17 protein-coding genes are annotated in these 18,251 nt (G+C 47.3%); 5 read left to right on the forward strand and 12 right to left on the reverse strand.

Annotation, left to right across the window (positions count from 1 at the left end):
- Positions 1-34 precede the first annotated feature (34 nt).
- Positions 35-1,570, forward strand: coding sequence for a Ppx/GppA phosphatase family protein (locus AC58UW_RS07730; RefSeq protein ID WP_497420121.1), 1,536 nt, complete (start codon positions 35-37; stop codon positions 1,568-1,570).
- On the opposite strand, the gene ppk1 is transcribed toward AC58UW_RS07730, so the two are convergent.
- Complete coding sequence (ppk1, locus tag AC58UW_RS07735; protein ID WP_497420122.1) at positions 1,536-3,668, reverse strand: polyphosphate kinase 1; 2,133 nt, start codon at positions 3,666-3,668, stop codon at positions 1,536-1,538. The genes AC58UW_RS07730 and ppk1 overlap by 35 nt on opposite strands.
- A 175-nt stretch (positions 3,669-3,843) precedes the next feature.
- Here ppk1 and ytvI point away from each other — a divergent pair, with 175 nt between their 5' ends.
- On the forward strand, positions 3,844-4,980 hold the full coding sequence (gene ytvI / locus AC58UW_RS07740; RefSeq protein ID WP_497420123.1) for a sporulation integral membrane protein YtvI: 1,137 nt from the start codon (positions 3,844-3,846) through the stop codon (positions 4,978-4,980).
- Between the two features lie 38 nt (positions 4,981-5,018).
- On the opposite strand, the gene AC58UW_RS07745 is transcribed toward ytvI, so the two are convergent.
- From AC58UW_RS07745 to AC58UW_RS07780, 8 genes are all read right to left on the reverse strand, one after another.
- Positions 5,019-5,414 carry an FxsA family protein gene (locus tag AC58UW_RS07745; protein ID WP_497420124.1) on the reverse strand — a complete coding sequence of 132 codons (396 nt, stop codon included), beginning with the start codon at positions 5,412-5,414 and terminating at the stop codon, positions 5,019-5,021.
- A gap of 13 nt (positions 5,415-5,427) precedes the next feature.
- On the reverse strand, positions 5,428-5,880 hold the full coding sequence (locus AC58UW_RS07750; RefSeq protein ID WP_497420125.1) for an acyl-CoA thioesterase: 453 nt from the start codon (positions 5,878-5,880) through the stop codon (positions 5,428-5,430).
- Between the two features lie 154 nt (positions 5,881-6,034).
- A complete protein-coding gene (pyk, locus tag AC58UW_RS07755) occupies positions 6,035-7,789 on the reverse strand; it encodes a pyruvate kinase (protein WP_497420126.1) in 1,755 nt (584 codons plus the stop codon).
- Entirely contained in the window at positions 7,782-8,756 is a 975-nt protein-coding gene (gene accA, locus AC58UW_RS07760; RefSeq protein WP_497420127.1) for an acetyl-CoA carboxylase carboxyl transferase subunit alpha, read from the reverse strand. The genes pyk and accA overlap by 8 nt, the downstream gene beginning before the upstream one ends.
- Positions 8,746-9,612 (reverse strand): acetyl-CoA carboxylase, carboxyltransferase subunit beta, encoded by an 867-nt coding sequence (gene accD / locus AC58UW_RS07765; protein WP_497420128.1) that lies wholly within the window; start codon positions 9,610-9,612, stop codon positions 8,746-8,748. Before accD ends, accA begins: the two co-directional genes overlap by 11 nt.
- Positions 9,613-9,679: 67 nt before the next feature.
- Positions 9,680-9,868 carry a glutamate decarboxylase gene (locus AC58UW_RS07770; RefSeq protein WP_145659579.1) on the reverse strand — a complete coding sequence of 63 codons (189 nt, stop codon included), beginning with the start codon at positions 9,866-9,868 and terminating at the stop codon, positions 9,680-9,682.
- A 171-nt stretch (positions 9,869-10,039) separates the two neighbouring features.
- Positions 10,040-10,540 (reverse strand): phosphatidylglycerophosphatase A family protein, encoded by a 501-nt coding sequence (locus AC58UW_RS07775; RefSeq protein WP_497420129.1) that lies wholly within the window; start codon positions 10,538-10,540, stop codon positions 10,040-10,042.
- Between the two features lie 69 nt (positions 10,541-10,609).
- Complete coding sequence (locus tag AC58UW_RS07780) at positions 10,610-14,209, reverse strand: DNA polymerase III subunit alpha (RefSeq protein WP_497420130.1); 3,600 nt, start codon at positions 14,207-14,209, stop codon at positions 10,610-10,612.
- Between the two features lie 120 nt (positions 14,210-14,329).
- Between AC58UW_RS07780 and AC58UW_RS07785 the strand changes: the two genes are divergently transcribed.
- The 3 genes from AC58UW_RS07785 to AC58UW_RS07795 all read left to right on the forward strand — a co-directional run bounded on the left by AC58UW_RS07785 (position 14,330) and on the right by AC58UW_RS07795 (position 15,538).
- The gene (locus AC58UW_RS07785; RefSeq protein ID WP_497420131.1) at positions 14,330-14,662 is read left to right on the forward strand and encodes a YtrH family sporulation protein; all 333 of its coding nucleotides are present in this window, start codon (positions 14,330-14,332) and stop codon (positions 14,660-14,662) included.
- A complete protein-coding gene (locus AC58UW_RS07790) occupies positions 14,659-15,150 on the forward strand; it encodes a sporulation membrane protein YtrI (protein WP_497420132.1) in 492 nt (163 codons plus the stop codon). The genes AC58UW_RS07785 and AC58UW_RS07790 overlap by 4 nt, the downstream gene beginning before the upstream one ends.
- An 85-nt stretch (positions 15,151-15,235) precedes the next feature.
- Positions 15,236-15,538 carry a YtpI family protein gene (locus tag AC58UW_RS07795; protein ID WP_497420133.1) on the forward strand — a complete coding sequence of 101 codons (303 nt, stop codon included), beginning with the start codon at positions 15,236-15,238 and terminating at the stop codon, positions 15,536-15,538.
- Here the strand turns inward: AC58UW_RS07795 and AC58UW_RS07800 are convergent.
- The 3 genes from AC58UW_RS07800 to nfsA form a co-directional block, all read right to left on the reverse strand.
- Entirely contained in the window at positions 15,535-16,863 is a 1,329-nt protein-coding gene (locus tag AC58UW_RS07800; RefSeq protein ID WP_497420134.1) for a DRTGG domain-containing protein, read from the reverse strand. The genes AC58UW_RS07795 and AC58UW_RS07800 overlap by 4 nt on opposite strands.
- A 190-nt stretch (positions 16,864-17,053) precedes the next feature.
- Positions 17,054-17,383 carry a hypothetical protein gene (locus AC58UW_RS07805; protein ID WP_497420135.1) on the reverse strand — a complete coding sequence of 110 codons (330 nt, stop codon included), beginning with the start codon at positions 17,381-17,383 and terminating at the stop codon, positions 17,054-17,056.
- Between the two features lie 64 nt (positions 17,384-17,447).
- A complete protein-coding gene (nfsA, locus tag AC58UW_RS07810) occupies positions 17,448-18,176 on the reverse strand; it encodes an oxygen-insensitive NADPH nitroreductase (RefSeq protein WP_497420136.1) in 729 nt (242 codons plus the stop codon).
- Positions 18,177-18,251 lie beyond the last annotated feature (75 nt).

An 18,251-nucleotide genomic window follows, 5' to 3' on the forward strand; every position in this document is an offset into this window, starting at 1 on the left:
GCATCAGTGATTTCTCGGACAAAGGAGCAAATACATGAGCAGCGGCACAAAAATCGGCATCATCGATATCGGGTCCAACTCGATCCGACTCGTGATCTATGAAATTAACGAGTTGGGAGCCTACCGTGTAGTAAGCGAGCATAAGGATTCCGCAAGACTCAGCGAACGCATCGGATATGATGGCATTTTACATAGCAAAGATATCATTTCTATTGTTCCCATTCTTTCGCATTATGCCCTGCTATGCCGGGTACATGAAGTTCAAACTGTAAGAGCAGTAGCAACAGCAGCCATTCGCAACGCGGCCAATTCAGATGAGATCATTCGGATCCTTGAGGAACAGACCAGCCTGCAGATCGAAGTACTCAGCGGTTCGGAGGAAGCGCGTTACGGCTATTTGGGAGTCATCAATACCATTGATATTCGCGACGCTCTCGTCATAGATATCGGCGGCGGTAGTACGGAGGTTACTTTACTGCGCGATCGGAAGCTTCTGAAGAGTGTTTCCTTTCCATTCGGTGCCGTGAACACGACCCATCAATTTATGAAAAGTGCGAACCTCACTGAACAGGAATCAGCAGATATTCGCCGCATGGTTGAAGAGGCGATAGCCAGTCAACCCTGGATTACCCAGTCTCCGAATCTGCCGATGATCGGGCTAGGCGGTACGATTCGAACACTCGGCAAAATGAGCCAAAAGCGATCGAAGTACTCCTTGCAGCTTGCGCATAACTACGAACTGAAGCCCGGAGAGCTTCGATCTTTCGTCACCTTGCTGTCTTCTCTCCCCATCGAAAAGAGAAAGAAAGTCGACGGCCTCTCTAAAGAACGCTCCGATATTATCGTTCCGGGACTCCTTATTTTAGATACCTTGTTCCAAGCTGCTAATGCCTCCCAGTGTACCGTCAGCGGTTCGGGACTTCGGGATGGAATATTCTTCGAGATGTTCAATCCTAAGCAGCCAATTCATCAGGATATCCTGGAAGCGAGCATCCAAAACTTACTTTGCCTTCATCCCAATGGGGCCGAGAAACATGTCCGACGTGTTGATCAGCTTGCCTTACTGCTCTATGACAAGCTTGAGGTTCACGCTAACCTTGAAGAGGGCAGCTGGCGCTATTTGCACACAACCGCGCTCCTGCACCGAATTGGTGTCAGCGTTCACTATTATCAATATCTGAAACATACACAATATATGTTAGCGAATGCCCGTATCGATGGACTCACGCATCGAGAGATCGTGATCTGCTCCCTCATCGCGACGTACAAAACAAAAAGCCGGACCCATCAGCAAGCCCTTGCTTACAAGGATTTGCTGAAAGAATCCGACGAGATGTTAATTGTAAAGTTAGGCACTCTCTTGAAGCTTGCCACTGCTCTTGATCACAGTGAAACTCAGCCTGTTCAAAAGCTGGTCGTTACACGATCTGATACGTCCTTGACGCTCAAGCTGCTCTGTGTACACAACCCAATCTTAGAGCTGAAAGAGCTCGCTGCCATTACCAAAGATTTCGAAAAAACGTGGGGCCTCAAACTTAAGATTCAAGCTGGAGTTTTTTCCAAGACGTGATTTTCATTGCCTCGAACTGGCTCCGATAAGGGGTCAGTTCATTTTTTATGCTGGTATACATCCCATTTGACATAAGCTCTCTAGATTTCACGTTGTCATTCAGACTGACGTTCAGAATCGAAATCATCATTTTCTTCATCTGCGGATCAATGACTGGGCACATCAATTCAATACGACGCGTCAAATTCCGTGTCATCCAATCAGCGGAAGATAAATACACGTCAACCAGACCGCCATTATGGAAATAGTAAATACGTGAATGCTCCAGGAACCTGTCTACGATACTCCGCACCGTAATATTCTCACTAAGTCCCGGAACTCCCGGACGCAAGCAGCATACGCCGCGAACAATTAATTCAATCTTCACGCCAGCTTGCGACGCCGCGTACAGCGCATCCACCATTTCTTGATTCGACAACGAATTCATTTTGGCTATGATTTTCGCTGGCCTGCCTTCTCTCGCATGGGCCGCTTCCCTCTCGATAAGCTCGAACAGTTTATCCTTAAGATCCGTAGGAGCTACAGCAAAAGACTGCCAATCGTGCGGAGCCGAATAGCCGGTAATTTCATTAAATAACGCCGAAGCATCCTCGCCAATAACACTATTGGAGGTGAAAAGCCCTACATCTGTATATAGACGGGCAGTAATGTCATTATAGTTTCCCGTCCCCACATGCACATATCGGCGGAGGGTACTCTCTTCTTGGCGCACGACCAAGGTAATTTTTGCGTGCGTTTTAAGTCCGACAAGGCCGTAAACGACGTGGCAGCCTGACTTTTCCAGCATTCTCGCCCAAGCAATATTCCGTTCTTCGTCAAAACGCGCCTTCAGCTCTACAACCACCGTAACCTGCTTGCCGGATTCCGCTGCTCGCGCCAAGGATTGAATAATCAGAGAGTTCCCGCTTGCCCGGTACAATGTCATTTTAATCGCAAGCACTTTAGGGTCATATGCGGCATGGACAATGAAATCCGTAACCGCATCGAATGTTTCATAAGGGTGATGGACGAGAACATCCTTTTGCTTCAGCACATTGAAGAAATCGACCTCATCTTCAAATTCCACCGGATATTTGGGGTTTACCCGCGGGTAACGAAGATTTTCAAAACCATTGAGCGTATTCGCCAATTTCATAAAATAAGTGATATCGAGCGGTCCGTCAATTTCAAAGGTCTGCTCCTCAATCTCGAACTCTTCCTGCAATTGGGCAAGCGCATAAGGGTGAATCCCTTCTTGAACCTCAAGCCTCACAGGAGAGCCCCAGCGCCTGCGTCTTAGCTCTTTCTCGATCTCCTCAAGCAGATCTTCGGCCCCTTCTTCATTGAGCGTTAGATCAGCATTACGAGTCACCCTGAAGCCATGAACGGAAATTGGGATGTACCCGCTAAACAACGATTGTATATGATGCTCCATTAATTCTTCAAGAAGAATAAATTCCTGTTTCTTGCTATTAGGGCGTGAAGGCACAGAAATATAACGGGATAAATTGCTAGGAACTTGAACGATGGCAAAAAACGGCTCATCATCCGGATCATCGCCTTCTCTGATGAGCAGGACAGCCAAATAGACGGAATGATTATGTACGAGTGGAAAAGGTCGGCTCTGGTCCACTGCCATCGGTGTTAATACAGGAAAAATAATATCGTGATAGTAAGCATCCATGGCTTTCTTCTGGCTCATGTTCAAATCCTCGTATTCGGTGAACACGATGCCTTCTCTCGTTAACAATCTCGTGACTTCGCGATACGTTTTGTATTGTTCAGTCACCATTTTGTTCGTGCGTTTCATAATCCGTTTAATTAGTCCCGCAGGCGTATAGCCGGTAAAATCTTTTTTGGTATACCCAGCTTTAATTTGGTCCTTAAGACCTGCGACACGAACACTCATGAACTCGTCGAGATTGCTAGATACGATAGCCAGAAATTTCACACGCTCAAGCAGTGGAGTACTTGGATCTTGAGCTTCCTCCAAAACTCGCCAGTTGAATTCGATCCAGCTTAAATCACGATTTAAGTATTTGGTCGAAACCTCTTTGAGTTCCTTTTGTTCCTTGAGCTCTTTAACTTCCTTCAGATCGGGTTCTCGCGCAATACTCATAAAGCCTCCAATTAATTTTATCTAGTTTATGAATTCATTGTACTATGTGACTGGAATGCCGACAATGCAGGCCCCCCTTCACTATTATATTAAGATTTTGTAAATGGATGTTCGTTTCCGTATTTATCCATGTTCATGTTACAATACAAAGAACTGAACCAAGGAGAGAAGAACGATGGGTATCCTGAATCCGCGCTTAGTTCACCAGATTTTCAGGGGTATTTGGGTAGCTTTAATCATAGCTGGAATCGCGTACGCTTTCTACTACGTTATTCCACTCGTTTATCCCTTTATTTTTGGCTGGATTTTGGCGCTTATGCTTAATCCAATTGTGAATTTTTTTCAATTTAAGCTCAAATTTCCGCGATGGCTTGCCGTCAGTTTCTCTATGCTTCTCTTTTTAGCGGCCATGGTTACTGCCATCACCCTGCTAGTTGCCAACATTATTGTTGAATTAGGATCACTTGCGGATACCCTGCAGCTTCAGATTAATCGTTGGGTGGAACAATTCAATGTGTTCATCAATTCAACTGCATTCCAAAATTGGATCGAGAAAATTAATGAGTTTTTTGAGAATAATCCTAAATATCAGGAAACCGTCAATAACAACCTCTCGTCCACAGCAGGCTCAATTGCCGATGTCAGTAAATTCATTATTAGTTATGTCTTTGAAACACTCAAAAGATTTCTCACCTCGCTGCCGAATATTGCAACGATTACAATTATCGTCATGTTGGCTACCTTCTTTATAAGTAAAGACTGGTATCAGCTCATCAAAAGATACAAAGGCATTTTCTCAGATCTCATCGTGAAAACCACGCAATTGATTCGCAACGATTTGCAAAAAGCATTGTTCGGCTACATGCGCGCACAGCTTATCCTGGTATCTCTGACAGCATTGGTTGTCATTATCGGCTTGTTGGTCTTGCGCGTTGATTATGCAATTACCATAGGCTTATTGACAGGCCTGGCAGACTTAATGCCTTATCTGGGAACAGGCGCGGTTATGGTGCCTTGGATCCTGTACGTGTTTTTTGCTCAAGGAAATCTGTTTCTGGGGATCGGGCTTAGTGTGCTGTACGGCGTCATCGTAATTGCCAGACAAATTATGGAGCCTAAAGTGCTTGCCTCTTCCGTCGGTCTTGATCCTTTGGCTACGTTAATCGCTATGTTCGTCGGATTGAAGCTGTTCGGGCTCCTCGGGCTCATTATTGGCCCTGTTTCCTTAATTCTCATCTCTGCTTTTTATCGAGCAAGAATCTTTCATGATATCGCCATTTACATAAAAAAAGGCTCGGCACCTTCTGAATAAGAAGGACCGAGCTTTTTTGACGAATTGCAAGCCATGGCTTATCTTCGATTAATCCAATGAATATTGCCTTTGCTAATTTGTCTTTGGATCAATGCTAACAGCATGACCTTGAAAATCGGTCTCGTATACGGAAAAACAAGCAGGAACCCGAAGATGTCCGTAATAAAGCCTGGTGTAATCAACAAAATACCGCCGAGGAAAATACAAATCCCGTCCAGCAGATGCTGTGCAGGCAGTTGCCCTTGCGACCACTCAAATCGAGCGTACTCCAGCACTTTGCGTCCCTCTCGCTTAGCGAAATAAGCACCAAGAAAACCACTTAGCAGAATAAGTCCAAAGGTCGTCCAACCGCCTACAAAATGACCCAGCGCGATGAGCACAGAAATTTCAATGGCAGGCACTATGATGAAAATAGCAAGAATGATACGAAACATAAGCCCATCCCCTTTAAGAGTACTTAGATAATAGCTGCCATAATTCCGGCGCTTCCTTTTCTATACGTACTGGCCTCCAAGAAGGATTCACCCAAACGTGCCGCGTTGTTCCTGTTACAAGTAAATCCCCCGAATTTCCTTCTGAATCGGCTGCCAATCCCTCGTTCAGCTTACGAATCTCATAGGCAAAATGGATCCGCACCGAGGTCATCTCCATCACTCGTGTGTTAATACTTACCAAATCGTCATAACGTGCCGGCTTCTTAAACTTAAGATCCGCCTCTACGACGGGAAGCAGCAAACCTTTATCCTCGATACTGCGGTATGGGTAGCCTAGCTCCCTGATCAGCTCTGTTCGACCGATTTCGAACCAGTTCAAATAATTGGCGTGGTACACAACGCCCATCTGATCCGTTTCGGCATATCTCACGCGCACCTGGTGCTGATACCAGTGTCCCTCGTTCATGATTATGCACTCCTCCTGAGATATTGTTATGTGTTTAGTATAACACAGGGGTTGCAGGAACTCCCTTTTAGCGGGGGGAGTAACCCCCAACAAAAAAAGAGGCCATCCAGATCGGTCTTAGCAGACCCTCTTAGATAGCCTCTTCGTTTATAATCTACAGAACGCTCGCTTGACCAGAGTAGATAATACCTACTTCTGGATAGATCGACACTTCTGTACCATCTTTAATGAGCTCAACCGCATTCTCAACGCCTACGATAACTGGAATACCAAGGCTTAGCGCAACAACAGCCGCATGAGAGGTGATACCGCCAACTTCCGTAATCAGTGCGGAAGCTTTTTGTACCGCCGGCATGTACTCTTTGTCTGTCGTTACCGTAACCAACACAGCACCATCGACCATTTTGGAATTTGCTTCTTCAGGTGTGCGAGCTGTGACAACGATACCTGTAGCTGTTTGCATACCAATACCTGTACCTTTGGCAAGCATCTCGCCCACATGATGAACTTTGATCAAGTTCGTTGTTCCAGATCGTCCAACAGGAACACCTGCCGTGATAACAACGATATCACCTAAAGATACTAGGCCTGTTTTGATGCTGCTATCCACAGCAAGCTTGAACAGCTCGTCTGTCGTTTTGGCTTGTACGCTCATCACAGGGATAACACCCCATACTAACGATAAACGACGGATTACTTGCTCACTTGGCGTAATTGCAATGATTGGTGATTTTGGACGGTATTTGGATACCATTCTTGCTGTATATCCACTTTCTGTTGCTGTCAAAATCGCTTTCGCTCCAAGCTCTAACGCCGAGTTAGCCACGGCTTGAGAGATAGCTTCCGTAACCGTAACTTGCTGTGCTTGTGCTTGACGAAGGAAGATTTCTTTGTATTCCAAAGCCGCTTCTGCACGCTCAGCAATACGAGCCATCGTTTGCACGGACTCAACTGGGTATTTCCCTGCTGCTGTTTCTCCAGACAACATAACGGCATCTGTTCCGTCGAATACTGCGTTCGCAACGTCACTTGCTTCTGCGCGAGTCGGACGCGGGTTACGCTGCATGGAATCCAGCATCATCGTTGCTGTGATAACCGGCTTACCAACGATGTTACATTTTTTGATCATTTGCTTTTGAACAACTGGCACATCTTCAGCAGGAATCTCAACACCAAGATCTCCACGAGCAACCATCAAACCATCGGAAACTTCGAGGATTTCGTCTAGATTGTCTACGCCTTCTTGGTTCTCGATTTTACTGATAATTTGGATATGCGATGCATTATGTCTTTCGAGCAGTTCACGAATTTCCATGACGTCGCTCGCTTTACGAACGAATGAAGCTGCGATGAAATCTACACCTTGCTCGATACCGAAAACAATATCGTTGGCATCTTTTTCAGTGATACCTGGAAGAGAGATTTTCACGCCTGGCACGTTAACGCCTTTTTTACTTTTGATTGTTCCGCCGTTGACGATACGGCACTCGATTTCAGTTCCGCGAATATCTACAACAGTAAGACCGATCAAGCCGTCATCGATCAGAATCGTGGATCCTACTGCAACGTCACGCGGCAGATCGGAGTAAGTAACAGAGATACGGTCTGCATCCCCCAGAATTTCTTCTGTAGTCAAAATGATGTGCTTGTCCTGTACAAGCTCAATCGGCTCTTCTTTCAATTTACCGGTACGAATTTCTGGTCCTTTGGTATCAAGCAAGATAGCTGCTAGTTTGCCAGTCTCAGCGGATGCAGCGCGAAGGTTGCGGATACGTGCGCCATGCTCTTCAAAATCTCCGTGGGAGAAGTTAAGACGGGCAACATTCATTCCCGCTAACAAGAGTTTTTTCAAGTTTTCTTGTGATTCGCTTGCTGGTCCAATGGTACAGACAATTTTCGTTTTACGCATGGTTTCCCTCCTGAGTGAATGTGAACCGACCAATGTCTCTAAATTTACGGTAACGGTCCTCTAACAGCTGCTCTTCGGTCAAGCTTAGCAAAGGCTGAAGCTGTTCCCAGATCGCTGTTTTAATAAATTCTGCTTGTGCAGCCAGATCACGGTGTGCGCCGCCTTTTGGCTCTGGGATGATGCCGTCAATAACGTTCAGATCTTTAATGTGATCTGCCGTAATTTTCATTGCTTCTGCCGCATGTAAAGCTTTGGAAGCATCTTTATATAAGATGGAGGCCGCGCCTTCCGGACTAATGACCGAATAGATCGCATTTTCCAACATCAACACCTTATTGCCAACACCTAATGCCAACGCGCCGCCGCTGCCGCCTTCACCGATAACAATACAGATGATCGGCACGCGAAAAGAGGCCATTTCCAGCAAATTTCTGGCAATCGCTTCTCCTTGACCACGCTCTTCAGCAGCATTCCCAGGGAATGCGCCCTTCGTATCAATAAATGTAATAATTGGACGATTAAACTTGTTCGCTTGACGCATCATGCGCAGCGCTTTACGGAAGCCTTCCGGGTGCGGACAACCGAAGTTACGAGCAATGTTATCCTTCGTATCTTTCCCTTTTTGGTGCCCAACAACGGTAACTGGAATGCCGTTAAACTTGGCTAGTCCACCTACAATTGCAAGGTCATCTCCATACAAGCGATCTCCATGAAACTCTATGAAATCAGTAAAAATAGATAAAATATAATCAATCGTCGTCGGTCTTTGCGGATGACGAGCTAATTGCATTTTTTCCGCAGAAGACATACTTGCATAAAGTTCATCTTCAAGCTCTACGTATCTTTCTTCCAAACGGCGAATTTCTTCTGAAAAGTCAATTTGCTTTTCTGCACCAAATTTACGCAGCTCAGCAATTTTGCTTTTTAGTTCCGCCAGCGGCTGTTCAAACGGCATTTCACCCGCCATAAGTCGCCTCCCCCTTCACTCCGTGCATGTCCAACAGCTTGATTAACGTAGGTCGTAGATCCTTGCGGGGTACGACCTTGTCGAGCTGACCATGCTCGAGATTGAATTCTGATGTCTGGAAATTGTCCGGCAACTTTTGTTTAATGGTTTGTTCAATAACACGGCGACCTGTGAATCCAAACGGTGCTGCTGGTTCAGCGATAATAATATCTCCCAGCATGGCAAAACTTGCGGAAACACCGCCAAAAGTCGGATCTGTGATAATGGAAATAAAGAGTCCGCCAGCGTTGCTAAGCTTGGATAGGGCTGCGCTTGTTTTGGCCATTTGCATCAAACTAAGAATACTTTCTTGCATACGAGCGCCACCTGAAGTGGAATAAATAATAATAGGAACTTTCTTCTCGATGGCAGCTTCAACTGCTCTCGTAATTCGCTCTCCTACAACGGATCCAAGTGATCCGCCCATAAAATCGAAGCTCATGGCCGCAATTACGACCGGATAGCCGCCAATAGTGCCTTCACCGGTAATAATCGCATCTTGTAATTTCGTCGTGCTCTTCGCTTTATCTAATTTCTCAACATAATCAGGAAACTGTAAAGGGTCCTCAGAAATCATATCCGCATCGTATTCCAGAATCTGGCCTTCATCGAGCGTTAATTGAATACGTTCCAATGCGCTTAAACGATAATGGTAGCCGCAAGCTGTACACACTTTCAGGTTTTTCTCTAGCTCTTTACTCGTTTGAATGGTACCGCATTTCGGGCATTTATTCATTAACCCTTCGGGAATTTCCCTTTTTGTTTTCTCGGAAGGAATCGTTGCGTATTTACGCTTTTGAAATAAATCCTTTAGCACATTTCCACCTCTAATTGGCTGTTATCGTGAATCTCTGACAAGCCATTTTACTTGCTTCTACTTTTCATTATCTATGTAAAATAGAATTGAGTACTTCCTGAACTTCTTCAACTTCCCCTGCGGGAACGACAATTTCAAACTGATTTTTGGATAAGGAGATACCCCTTACTTGTACGAGAAACCCTTCTTCCGTTAGCCTCTGTTTAATCCGCTCTGCAATTCTCGCGGTAGGAGCTATGTATATCACCGTCCACATGAAAAAAAACCTCCTATGAAGTACTGCTACATGGATTAGGGCATTTAGTACGATGATAATAAACATCCTGTAATAAGCATAGGCACACACAATGGAATAATGATATCATAATTTCTCTTTTTCCCGCAACAGAGCACGTTCATGAAAAAAAGTGAAGTCTGAACTAACAAGTTAGTCCAGACGTAATTTACTGCTATAATCAGGCGCATGCTCATTCTGATGAGCGATTCTGGCAGACGCGGCAGCCGCTAATCCGCAAATTAAATCATCCAGAAAAACATGCACAGCGCTTTTATCATCGTTGAGACTCCGAATAATTCCCATTTTTTCTTTGTCCAGGTAGCCAAAGCTGGTTAATCCGATCATTCCGTATACATGAACAATACCTAAGGCCAGTGTTTCATCGACACCGAACAGAGGTTCATCTGCCTCAAGAATAGATTGCAAAGGTTCGGGCAACAGTTTCTTCTCTGCCAGTTCATCCAGCGCGATGCCCGTGTACAGCGTGTATTGCACTTCCCGCTTGGCGAGCACTGCCATTACACTATCGGTACAATCTTGCTCCGTCAGATCAACATTATAGGGCTTCTGCAGTTTGAACACAATTTCGGAAATTTGTTCCACCGTCACACCGCGTTTTTGCAGCAATTGGATCATATGTTGTTCAGTCATAAGTCCCCCTCCTACACAAGGATGCCCCTGAAATGCCGGGTTCCTATTCATATGCGGAGGATTCATGCTTTATTTCACCCTTACGGAATCTTTACCCATGATCGTTTCAATCATCCGGATCAGATCCTTGGAGGGATCGATCAAATATTGGTCGCTCAGGGCCAAAAGCTTGTTGCTGCTTTCGTAGAAAAGCGCAACCGCGAGCGGCCCTTTGTGCAGCTTCAGCAGCGCCTTCAGCTGCAAGAGCTTATCCGGCTGCTCGCAGTCAGCCGAGATCTTGACGAACACCCGCTGCGGCTTCGCCTCGGCAGCGGCTGCCTGGCGGCCCGATGACGGGGCCGCTTGCTGGACAGGGGCGCCGCTGCGCGCAGCCCCAGGTACGGCTGCCGCGCGAACAGGCTGGCCATTGACTGCGTGAGCGGCTCGCCTAGGCGCTCCGGGCTGCCGGCGAAGCCGCTGTATGGCCGCTGGGTCATCCAGCGGGGCCACCTGCTCGGCGAGCAGCTTAGGCGGATCCTCGTCCTGAAGTTGCAGCTTCGCCTTGACGAGGACGAGTCTGCCCTTCTGCACGAGCGGAGCCGCGTTCTTCCAGGTCTCTGGGAAGAGCACCACCTCGACCTTGTCGATGCGATCCTCCAGCTCCATGAACGCCATGGGCTGTCCTTTCTTGGTTACGATTGTCTTGTTTGAGAGGATCATCCCGGCTACAAGAACCTCGCTGTTATCCGGCAGCTCAACCAGCTGATGGAGCATGACCGCTTCCATCTCCTCAAGCGGCTGTGCGTAGGCATCCAGCGGATGGCCTGAGATGTACATGCCCAAAAGTTCCTTCTCGAGTTCCAGCTGTTTGCTCTGCGGCATGACGGGAATGTTCGGAACTTCAACTTCCCAGTTCGGCTCCTCGACAAAGCCGAACAGGTGAAGCTGCAAGTCGTCCCGCTCCTTGCGCCATTTGGTAGCGGAAGCAATCGTTTCATCCAGAATGGCCATAAGCTGAGCACGGTGACCTCCCAAAGAGTCGAAAGCTCCGCCTTGAATCAACGATTCGACGACCCGCTTGTTGCAGACTCGCAAATCAACACGTCGGCAGAAGTCAAGCAAGCTCTCGAAGGAAGATTTCTTGCGTTCAAATAATATAGCATCGATCGCTTGCGTGCCTACATTTTTGATTGCGGCAAGACCGAACCGGATCGCCCCAGTTTGAGGATCAGGCGTAAACACCGTTCCGCTCTTATTCACATCCGGCGGAAGAACAGCGATCTTCGTCCGCCTACACTCGTCTACATATTCGGCTACCTTCCTGTGGTTCCCCATCACCGCCGTTAACATGGAGGCCATGAAATAAATCGGGTAATGCGCTTTGAGATATGCCGTTTGAAAAGCCAATACCCCATAGGCCGTAGCATGCGCTCTAGGAAAGCCGTAGTCGGCAAAACGGACGATCATATCGTAAACATGATTCGCTTCTTCCGCACTAAAGCCTTGCTGCAAGCTGCCTTTCACGAAATGGGCACGTTCTTCATCGAGTACTTCCCGCTTCTTTTTGGATACCGCACGCCGTAACAAATCCGCTTCGCCTAAGGAAAAGCCGGCCATCGAGGAAGCAATTTGCATAATTTGCTCCTGATACACGATAATGCCGTACGTATCCCGAAGGATCGGTTCTAACGTCGGGTGCGGATAAACGACTTCCACTTGACCATGTTTACCGTAAATGTACTTGGGAATGAACTCCATCGGACCCGGACGGTACAAGGCTAGAACAGAGATAATATCTTCAAAAACAGAAGGCTTCAAGTCCTTCAGCACCTTGCGGACACCTGTTGACTCCAATTGGAAAACGCCGGTGGTTTCGCCTTTACTCAGCATCCCATAAGTAACAGCGTCCTCATCCATATCCAGCCTGTCAAAATCCAAGCGTAAGCCTTCCATTTGTGCAATCCAATCCACGGTTCGCTCAATAATTGACAATGTCCGTAAACCTAGAAAATCCATTTTCAAAAGTCCAATGGCTTCCAAATGCTCCATCGTATACTGCGTTAGCGCCGTCTGAGTCGTCCCTTCTTGAAGGGGGACATACTGCGTGAGCGGCTCTCTGGAAATAACAACCCCTGCCGCATGCGTCGATGCATGGCGCGGCATGCCTTCTACACGCTTAGCCATTTCAAGCAACTCTGCGGTTTTGGGCTGTCTCGCGACTAGAGATTTGAGGTCCGAGCTTACCTGCAGCGCCTCCGTCAGCGTCATGCCGAGCTGATTCGGAATGGCTTTCGCTGCGCGATCTACGTCCCCGTAAGGAACGTTCAATACACGGCCGACGTCCCTGACCGCTGCTTTGGCCGCCATCGTTCCGAAGGTAATAATTTGGGCTACATGCTCGTGCCCATATTTGGCAACGACGTAATCAATAACTTCATCCCGCCGTTCATCGCTGAAATCGATATCGATATCAGGCATCGAAATCCGCTCAGGATTCAGAAAGCGCTCAAAAAGCAGCTTATATTGAAGCGGATCGACATTCGTTATGCGCAGCACATAAGCTACAAGGCTTCCAGCGGAAGATCCCCGTCCTGGCCCTGTCATGATGTGCTTCTCGTGGGCAAAACGAATGAAGTCCCACACAATTAAGAAATAATCGGAAAAGCCCATTTTCTCAATGACGCCTAATTCATAAGCCAGGCGTTCATCTGCTTGCTTCCTCAGCGGTGAGTCCAGCTGCTCCCATTCCGGCTTAGCGCCATATCTCTGATTCATGCCCTGCTCGCACAGCTCTCGTAAATATTGGGCGGCAGTAAGAGGCTCAGGGATGGGACGGAAGCTTGGTAAAATCGATTTGCCAAACTCAAGCTCGAGCTCGCAACGCGAAGCCACGACAGCCGTATTCGATAGCGCTTCAGGCACATGGACGAATAAACGCCGCATCTCCTCTTCACTTTTCAAATACATCTGGCTTGTTCCCATTTTGAGCCGATCCGTATCATCTACGGTTTTGCCAGTTCCAATACAGATCAGAATATCCTGCATCACATGATCCGGCTCCGTCACATAGTGCACATCGTTCGTCGCAATCAGCGGGATACCGGTTTGCTTGCTCAGCTCAATCATGGAAACCATCACTTTTTTCTGCTCAATCATGCCGTGATCTTGGATTTCCAGAAAGAAGTCATCGCCAAAAATACCCTGATACCGCTCCGCTGCTTGTCTCGCTTCATCCGGCCGATTATGCAGTAAGTGCTGTGAGATTTCGCTGCCTAAGCAGGAACTCAGACAGATAAGTCCCTCTGAATATTTGGATAATTGTTCCAGATCGATGCGCGGTTTATAGTGAAAGCCTTCCAAATGCCCAATCGAACAAAGCTTCATCAGATTCTGATAACCTTGGTAATTCTTAGCAAGCAGAATGAGATGATAGATGGGCTGTTCTTGTCTTGTCCCTTTGTCGCGAATGGAGCCCGCTGTAAAATAAACCTCACATCCAATAATCGGTTTTATGCCACGCTGCTTACACGCTTTGTAGAAAGCGATAGCCCCATACATGACACCGTGATCCGTCAAAGACAGAGAGGTCATGCCCAGATTAGCTGCTTGTGTAACAAGCTCCTCCATGCGTGCGGCACCATCCAATAAACTGTATTCACTATGCACGTGCAAGTGTACAAACGAACTCATCAGCATTTCCTCCCTGCTCTCATTTTATTCCTTACATATTATCATATTGTAGCCTAGCATTCCCATACATTAAGTATAGAGTTTGTCCTCATAACGGACTGGAAAGGAAGCGGTAAAGTCATGGGAATCTTTTGGGCAAATATTATTTTATACTTCTGCATTGCTTTCGGGGTCGTCTTCGGGGGCAGCATGTTAAGCGGCATTGCTGCTGTGCTGACCCTACAATCACCGACGGAGAAAATGATGACTGTGGCTGAAAATATTAAAATCTGGGCCATGGTGGCTGCTGTTGGCGGCACGATTGATCCGATACGCTATATAGAAAGTCATGTAGCCGTTGGACATCTGAATCCTGCAATCAAACAAATCATTCTTATCATTGTTGCCTTTGTGGGAGCACAGATCGGCACCTCGCTCATCCAAATGATTTGCAAGGGAGGTCACCAGCCTTGAGGATTCCTCCTTTTGCCCGCTATCAGCGCTTGCTTGCGAACTTCGCACTGATGGTTGCGGGAGCCATCATTGGGAGCGCGGTCTATATGAGCATTCATCAGTACACCTATACGCAGCTATACGTAGAAATGCATAAATATATACAAGAAAATCGTGATTTGCGTGCCGATATCGACAGTTTAAACAAGACAAAAAACAAACAATCCTTAATTAACGTCGTCAATGTACATCTAGTTCCCAAGAATCAGGATGAGCTTATTAGCGAAGATATTCAAAAGGAAATCGAGAGTGATATTAAAAGCGAAATGAAGCTCGTCATCGGCCAGAGAGCCACTTACGTCAAAGACGCTCAACCTCTATATGAGAAGCTGATTACTCAAAAAACCTACATTTTGCATGATAAAAAATATATTGTTGAAGTGAAATCGATCGTGTTAATTCAGACTGAATTGACCGTTTGGATCACAGCCCAAGAGAAGCGAACATAAGCATTCAGCATGAGTTGCGCGAGATGTGATTGCATTCTCCTCCCAAAATCGCTAAAGTTAAGAGTAAACTCGCTTAAAAGGACGGATGAACCACATGTTCGCGATTCAAGTTTCTTTATTCTCTCTCATTTGCCTTCTGCTTGCCCTATCGGTTTTTTTCAGCTTCCGGGCGCGTCGTGAAAAGGAACCCGCCAAACGCGGTCTTTACTCCGCTCGCATGAATATTTGCATGGGCTTGATGCTGGTGATGATTGCTGTCACTCAGCTCTTCTTCTTCAGCGAGTCCAGCTTCCGCCGGATCTTCGGCACCGTACTGGTCCTGCTTGGATTGTTTAATTTATTCGCAGGCATTCGTAATCACGGGCACTTCGATCGTTTGCTTCGCTAGATGACTTGGGCGGTCAGCATTGCTTTGGAAACCAAAGCCCCAGCATGATAAATTTCCACATCAATTTTGCCAAATTTACGGCTCACCTCAATGATGGTGGGTCGTATTTCTATTTTGGAATCAATTTGCAGCGGTTTGAGGAAATAGGTGGACATGTTGTCCATGACGAGGTCGCCTTTTTTAAATTCCTGCACGATGCGGTAGGCCGCTTGAGTCATGAGCGTTGTAAGAACTCCCTCTGACACTGTGCCCAGATGATTCGTCATCTGAGGGGTAATGACACCGTGGAACTGCAATGTCCCTTTCTCATCTCTGACCTCTTCGAGTCCAGACCAGATCAAATCCTCGAACGTTTCCCCGTTCTGCGGCTGCTTCTGAATATACTGCATCGCTTTGAGTACATCGCTCCGGTTCAGCACACCCACCATTTTGCGGTTCAGATCCACAACAGGCAGCAACTCGATGCCTTCCCACACCATCATGTGGGCAGCAGAAGCTACCGAGGTCTGCGGCGTGACCGTGAGCGGGCTGCGCGTCATGAGCTTGTCGACCGTCTGCAAAGCGTTCGCTCCGACCATATCCTTGGACGTTACGACGCCAATAATGCGGTTCCACTCATCAACGACCGGGAAACGGCTGTAGCCTGTATCCTCGGACAATCGCTGCCAGTCCTTCAGCGTGCTGTTCGCTTTCAGCGCATACAGGGAGGCGCCCGATGCCAGGATATCCTCAACGAGCATAATCTTCTTCTTAATCAGGCGATCGTAGATCGCTCTATTAATCATAGAAGCTACCGTAAAAGTATCGTAACTGCTTGAAATAATCGGCAGCTCCAGCTTGTCGGCAAGGAGCTTCACTTCTGAGCTGGTATCAAATCCGCCTGTGATCAGTACTCCTGCGCCGTATTCGAGTGCACAGCTGTGCGCCTCGTTCCGGTTTCCGACGATGAGCAGGCTTCCAGCTTCGATATATCGCATCATGGCGTCCTGTTCCATCGCGCCAATGACGAATTTATTCAGCGTTTTGTGCAGTCCGCGCGAGCCGCCAAGCACCTGTCCGTCCACCATGTTCACAACTTCTGCAAACGTGAGCTTATCGATGTTTTGCCGCAGCTTTTTCTCCACACGCACGGTTCCGATTCGCTCTTTAGTTGAGACGAGACCTTGATTCTCCGCCTCTTTGATCGCTCGGTATGCCGTGCCTTCACTTACTTCCATGTTCTTCGCAATTTTGCGAACAGAGATTCGACTGCCGAGCTTCAAGCTTTCTATATAACGTAAAATTTGTTCATGCTTCGTTAACGCATCAACGGATTGAGTATCCAACTGTTACACCCCATTCACCTGTTCCTGTACTACTCTGTACTACTAGTATAAACCTTCGAAAGAGCAAGAACAATGCGAACAGCATCTATAATGAGAAAAATCCAACCCTAATGGATTGGATGCTTCATTTGTATTATACCAAACATATGTTCGTTGTCAAAAGGCAAAGCTTAACATCCTTTGTTCTGAGCTATTTACGAAATTGCAGCATTTTTCTGCGGCCTTGAACTAGCTGCTCCAGCTGCCATTTTTTCATTCGGTTAATGCGCTTAAGCTCTCTGCGCTTCTCTTCATCCACACCTAGAATCTGATGCAAATGAGACGCAATAACGAGAAGCGCCATAGCGATCCAAATGCTGCTAAAAATCATCGGCAGGGAGCCGACTTCCCGAAGCTGCAATTGGGGTAATGAATAAATCAGCATGCCCAGCGCTACGCTCATGTACACGACATTTTTAAAGCCTTTCAACCTGATCACACTCCTTTCGCCTGATGAACTCTCCAAGCCTGTCTTCATCATCCTCATTCATATGTATGAGACAAGTTCTTCCAATATGAGTGCATCCGCGAAAAGAATCGAAAACTTACACCTCGCCGAAGCCCTGCGAGTTAAGGAAAGCTTTCATGTGCTCGCGCGGCCGCAGCGCCTTGCCCGCCATCTCCTTCGACCAAGTCGTATCGACTTTGCCTCCCGTACGAACATTCATGTAGCCGCGGACCGTCTCGTCGTACTGACGAACCGCTTCTTCGTTATCCGTATACCGATTCTCGTGGTATACGGCTTCAAGAGGGAGCCGCGGACGCTGCAGCGGCTCTTGATCCGGCGTGCCGATGCACATGCCGAAGATGGGGTACACCAGCTGCGGCAGGCCCAGCAGCTGAGAGACCTCAGCGGGCTTATTGCGCAGCCCGCCGATGTAAACGACGCCGAGTCCAAGCGACTCGGCCGCAATGGCTGCATTCTGCGCAGCGAGTGCAGCATCGACAGTGGCAATGATGAAATTCTCCGCATTGCCGGTTATCGGCGTATCCGCATGTCGGTGCGACGCCTGCGCATAGCGCTGCAAGTCCGCACACCATACGAGAAACACCGGGCATTCGCTGACATAGCCCTGGTTGCCAGCATACGCGGCAAGCTGGTCTTTCAGCTCTTGGTCCCTCACGTGAATGACACTGTACGCCTGCATGTTACTGGAGGTTGAAGCCGCTTGAGCAGAAGTTAGAATGGCCTTCAGCTGTTCATCCGTGACGGGTTGATCGGTAAACTTGCGAATTGAGCGATGATTTTGTAGTAACTGAATGATTTCGTTCAATGTAGAAACAACCCTTCTATCGTAAAGTTTGTTATTCCGCAGAACCTTGGCGTACTCTTCCAACCTTTAAGGAGC

This window comes from Paenibacillus sp. J22R160 (genome assembly GCF_059692135.1).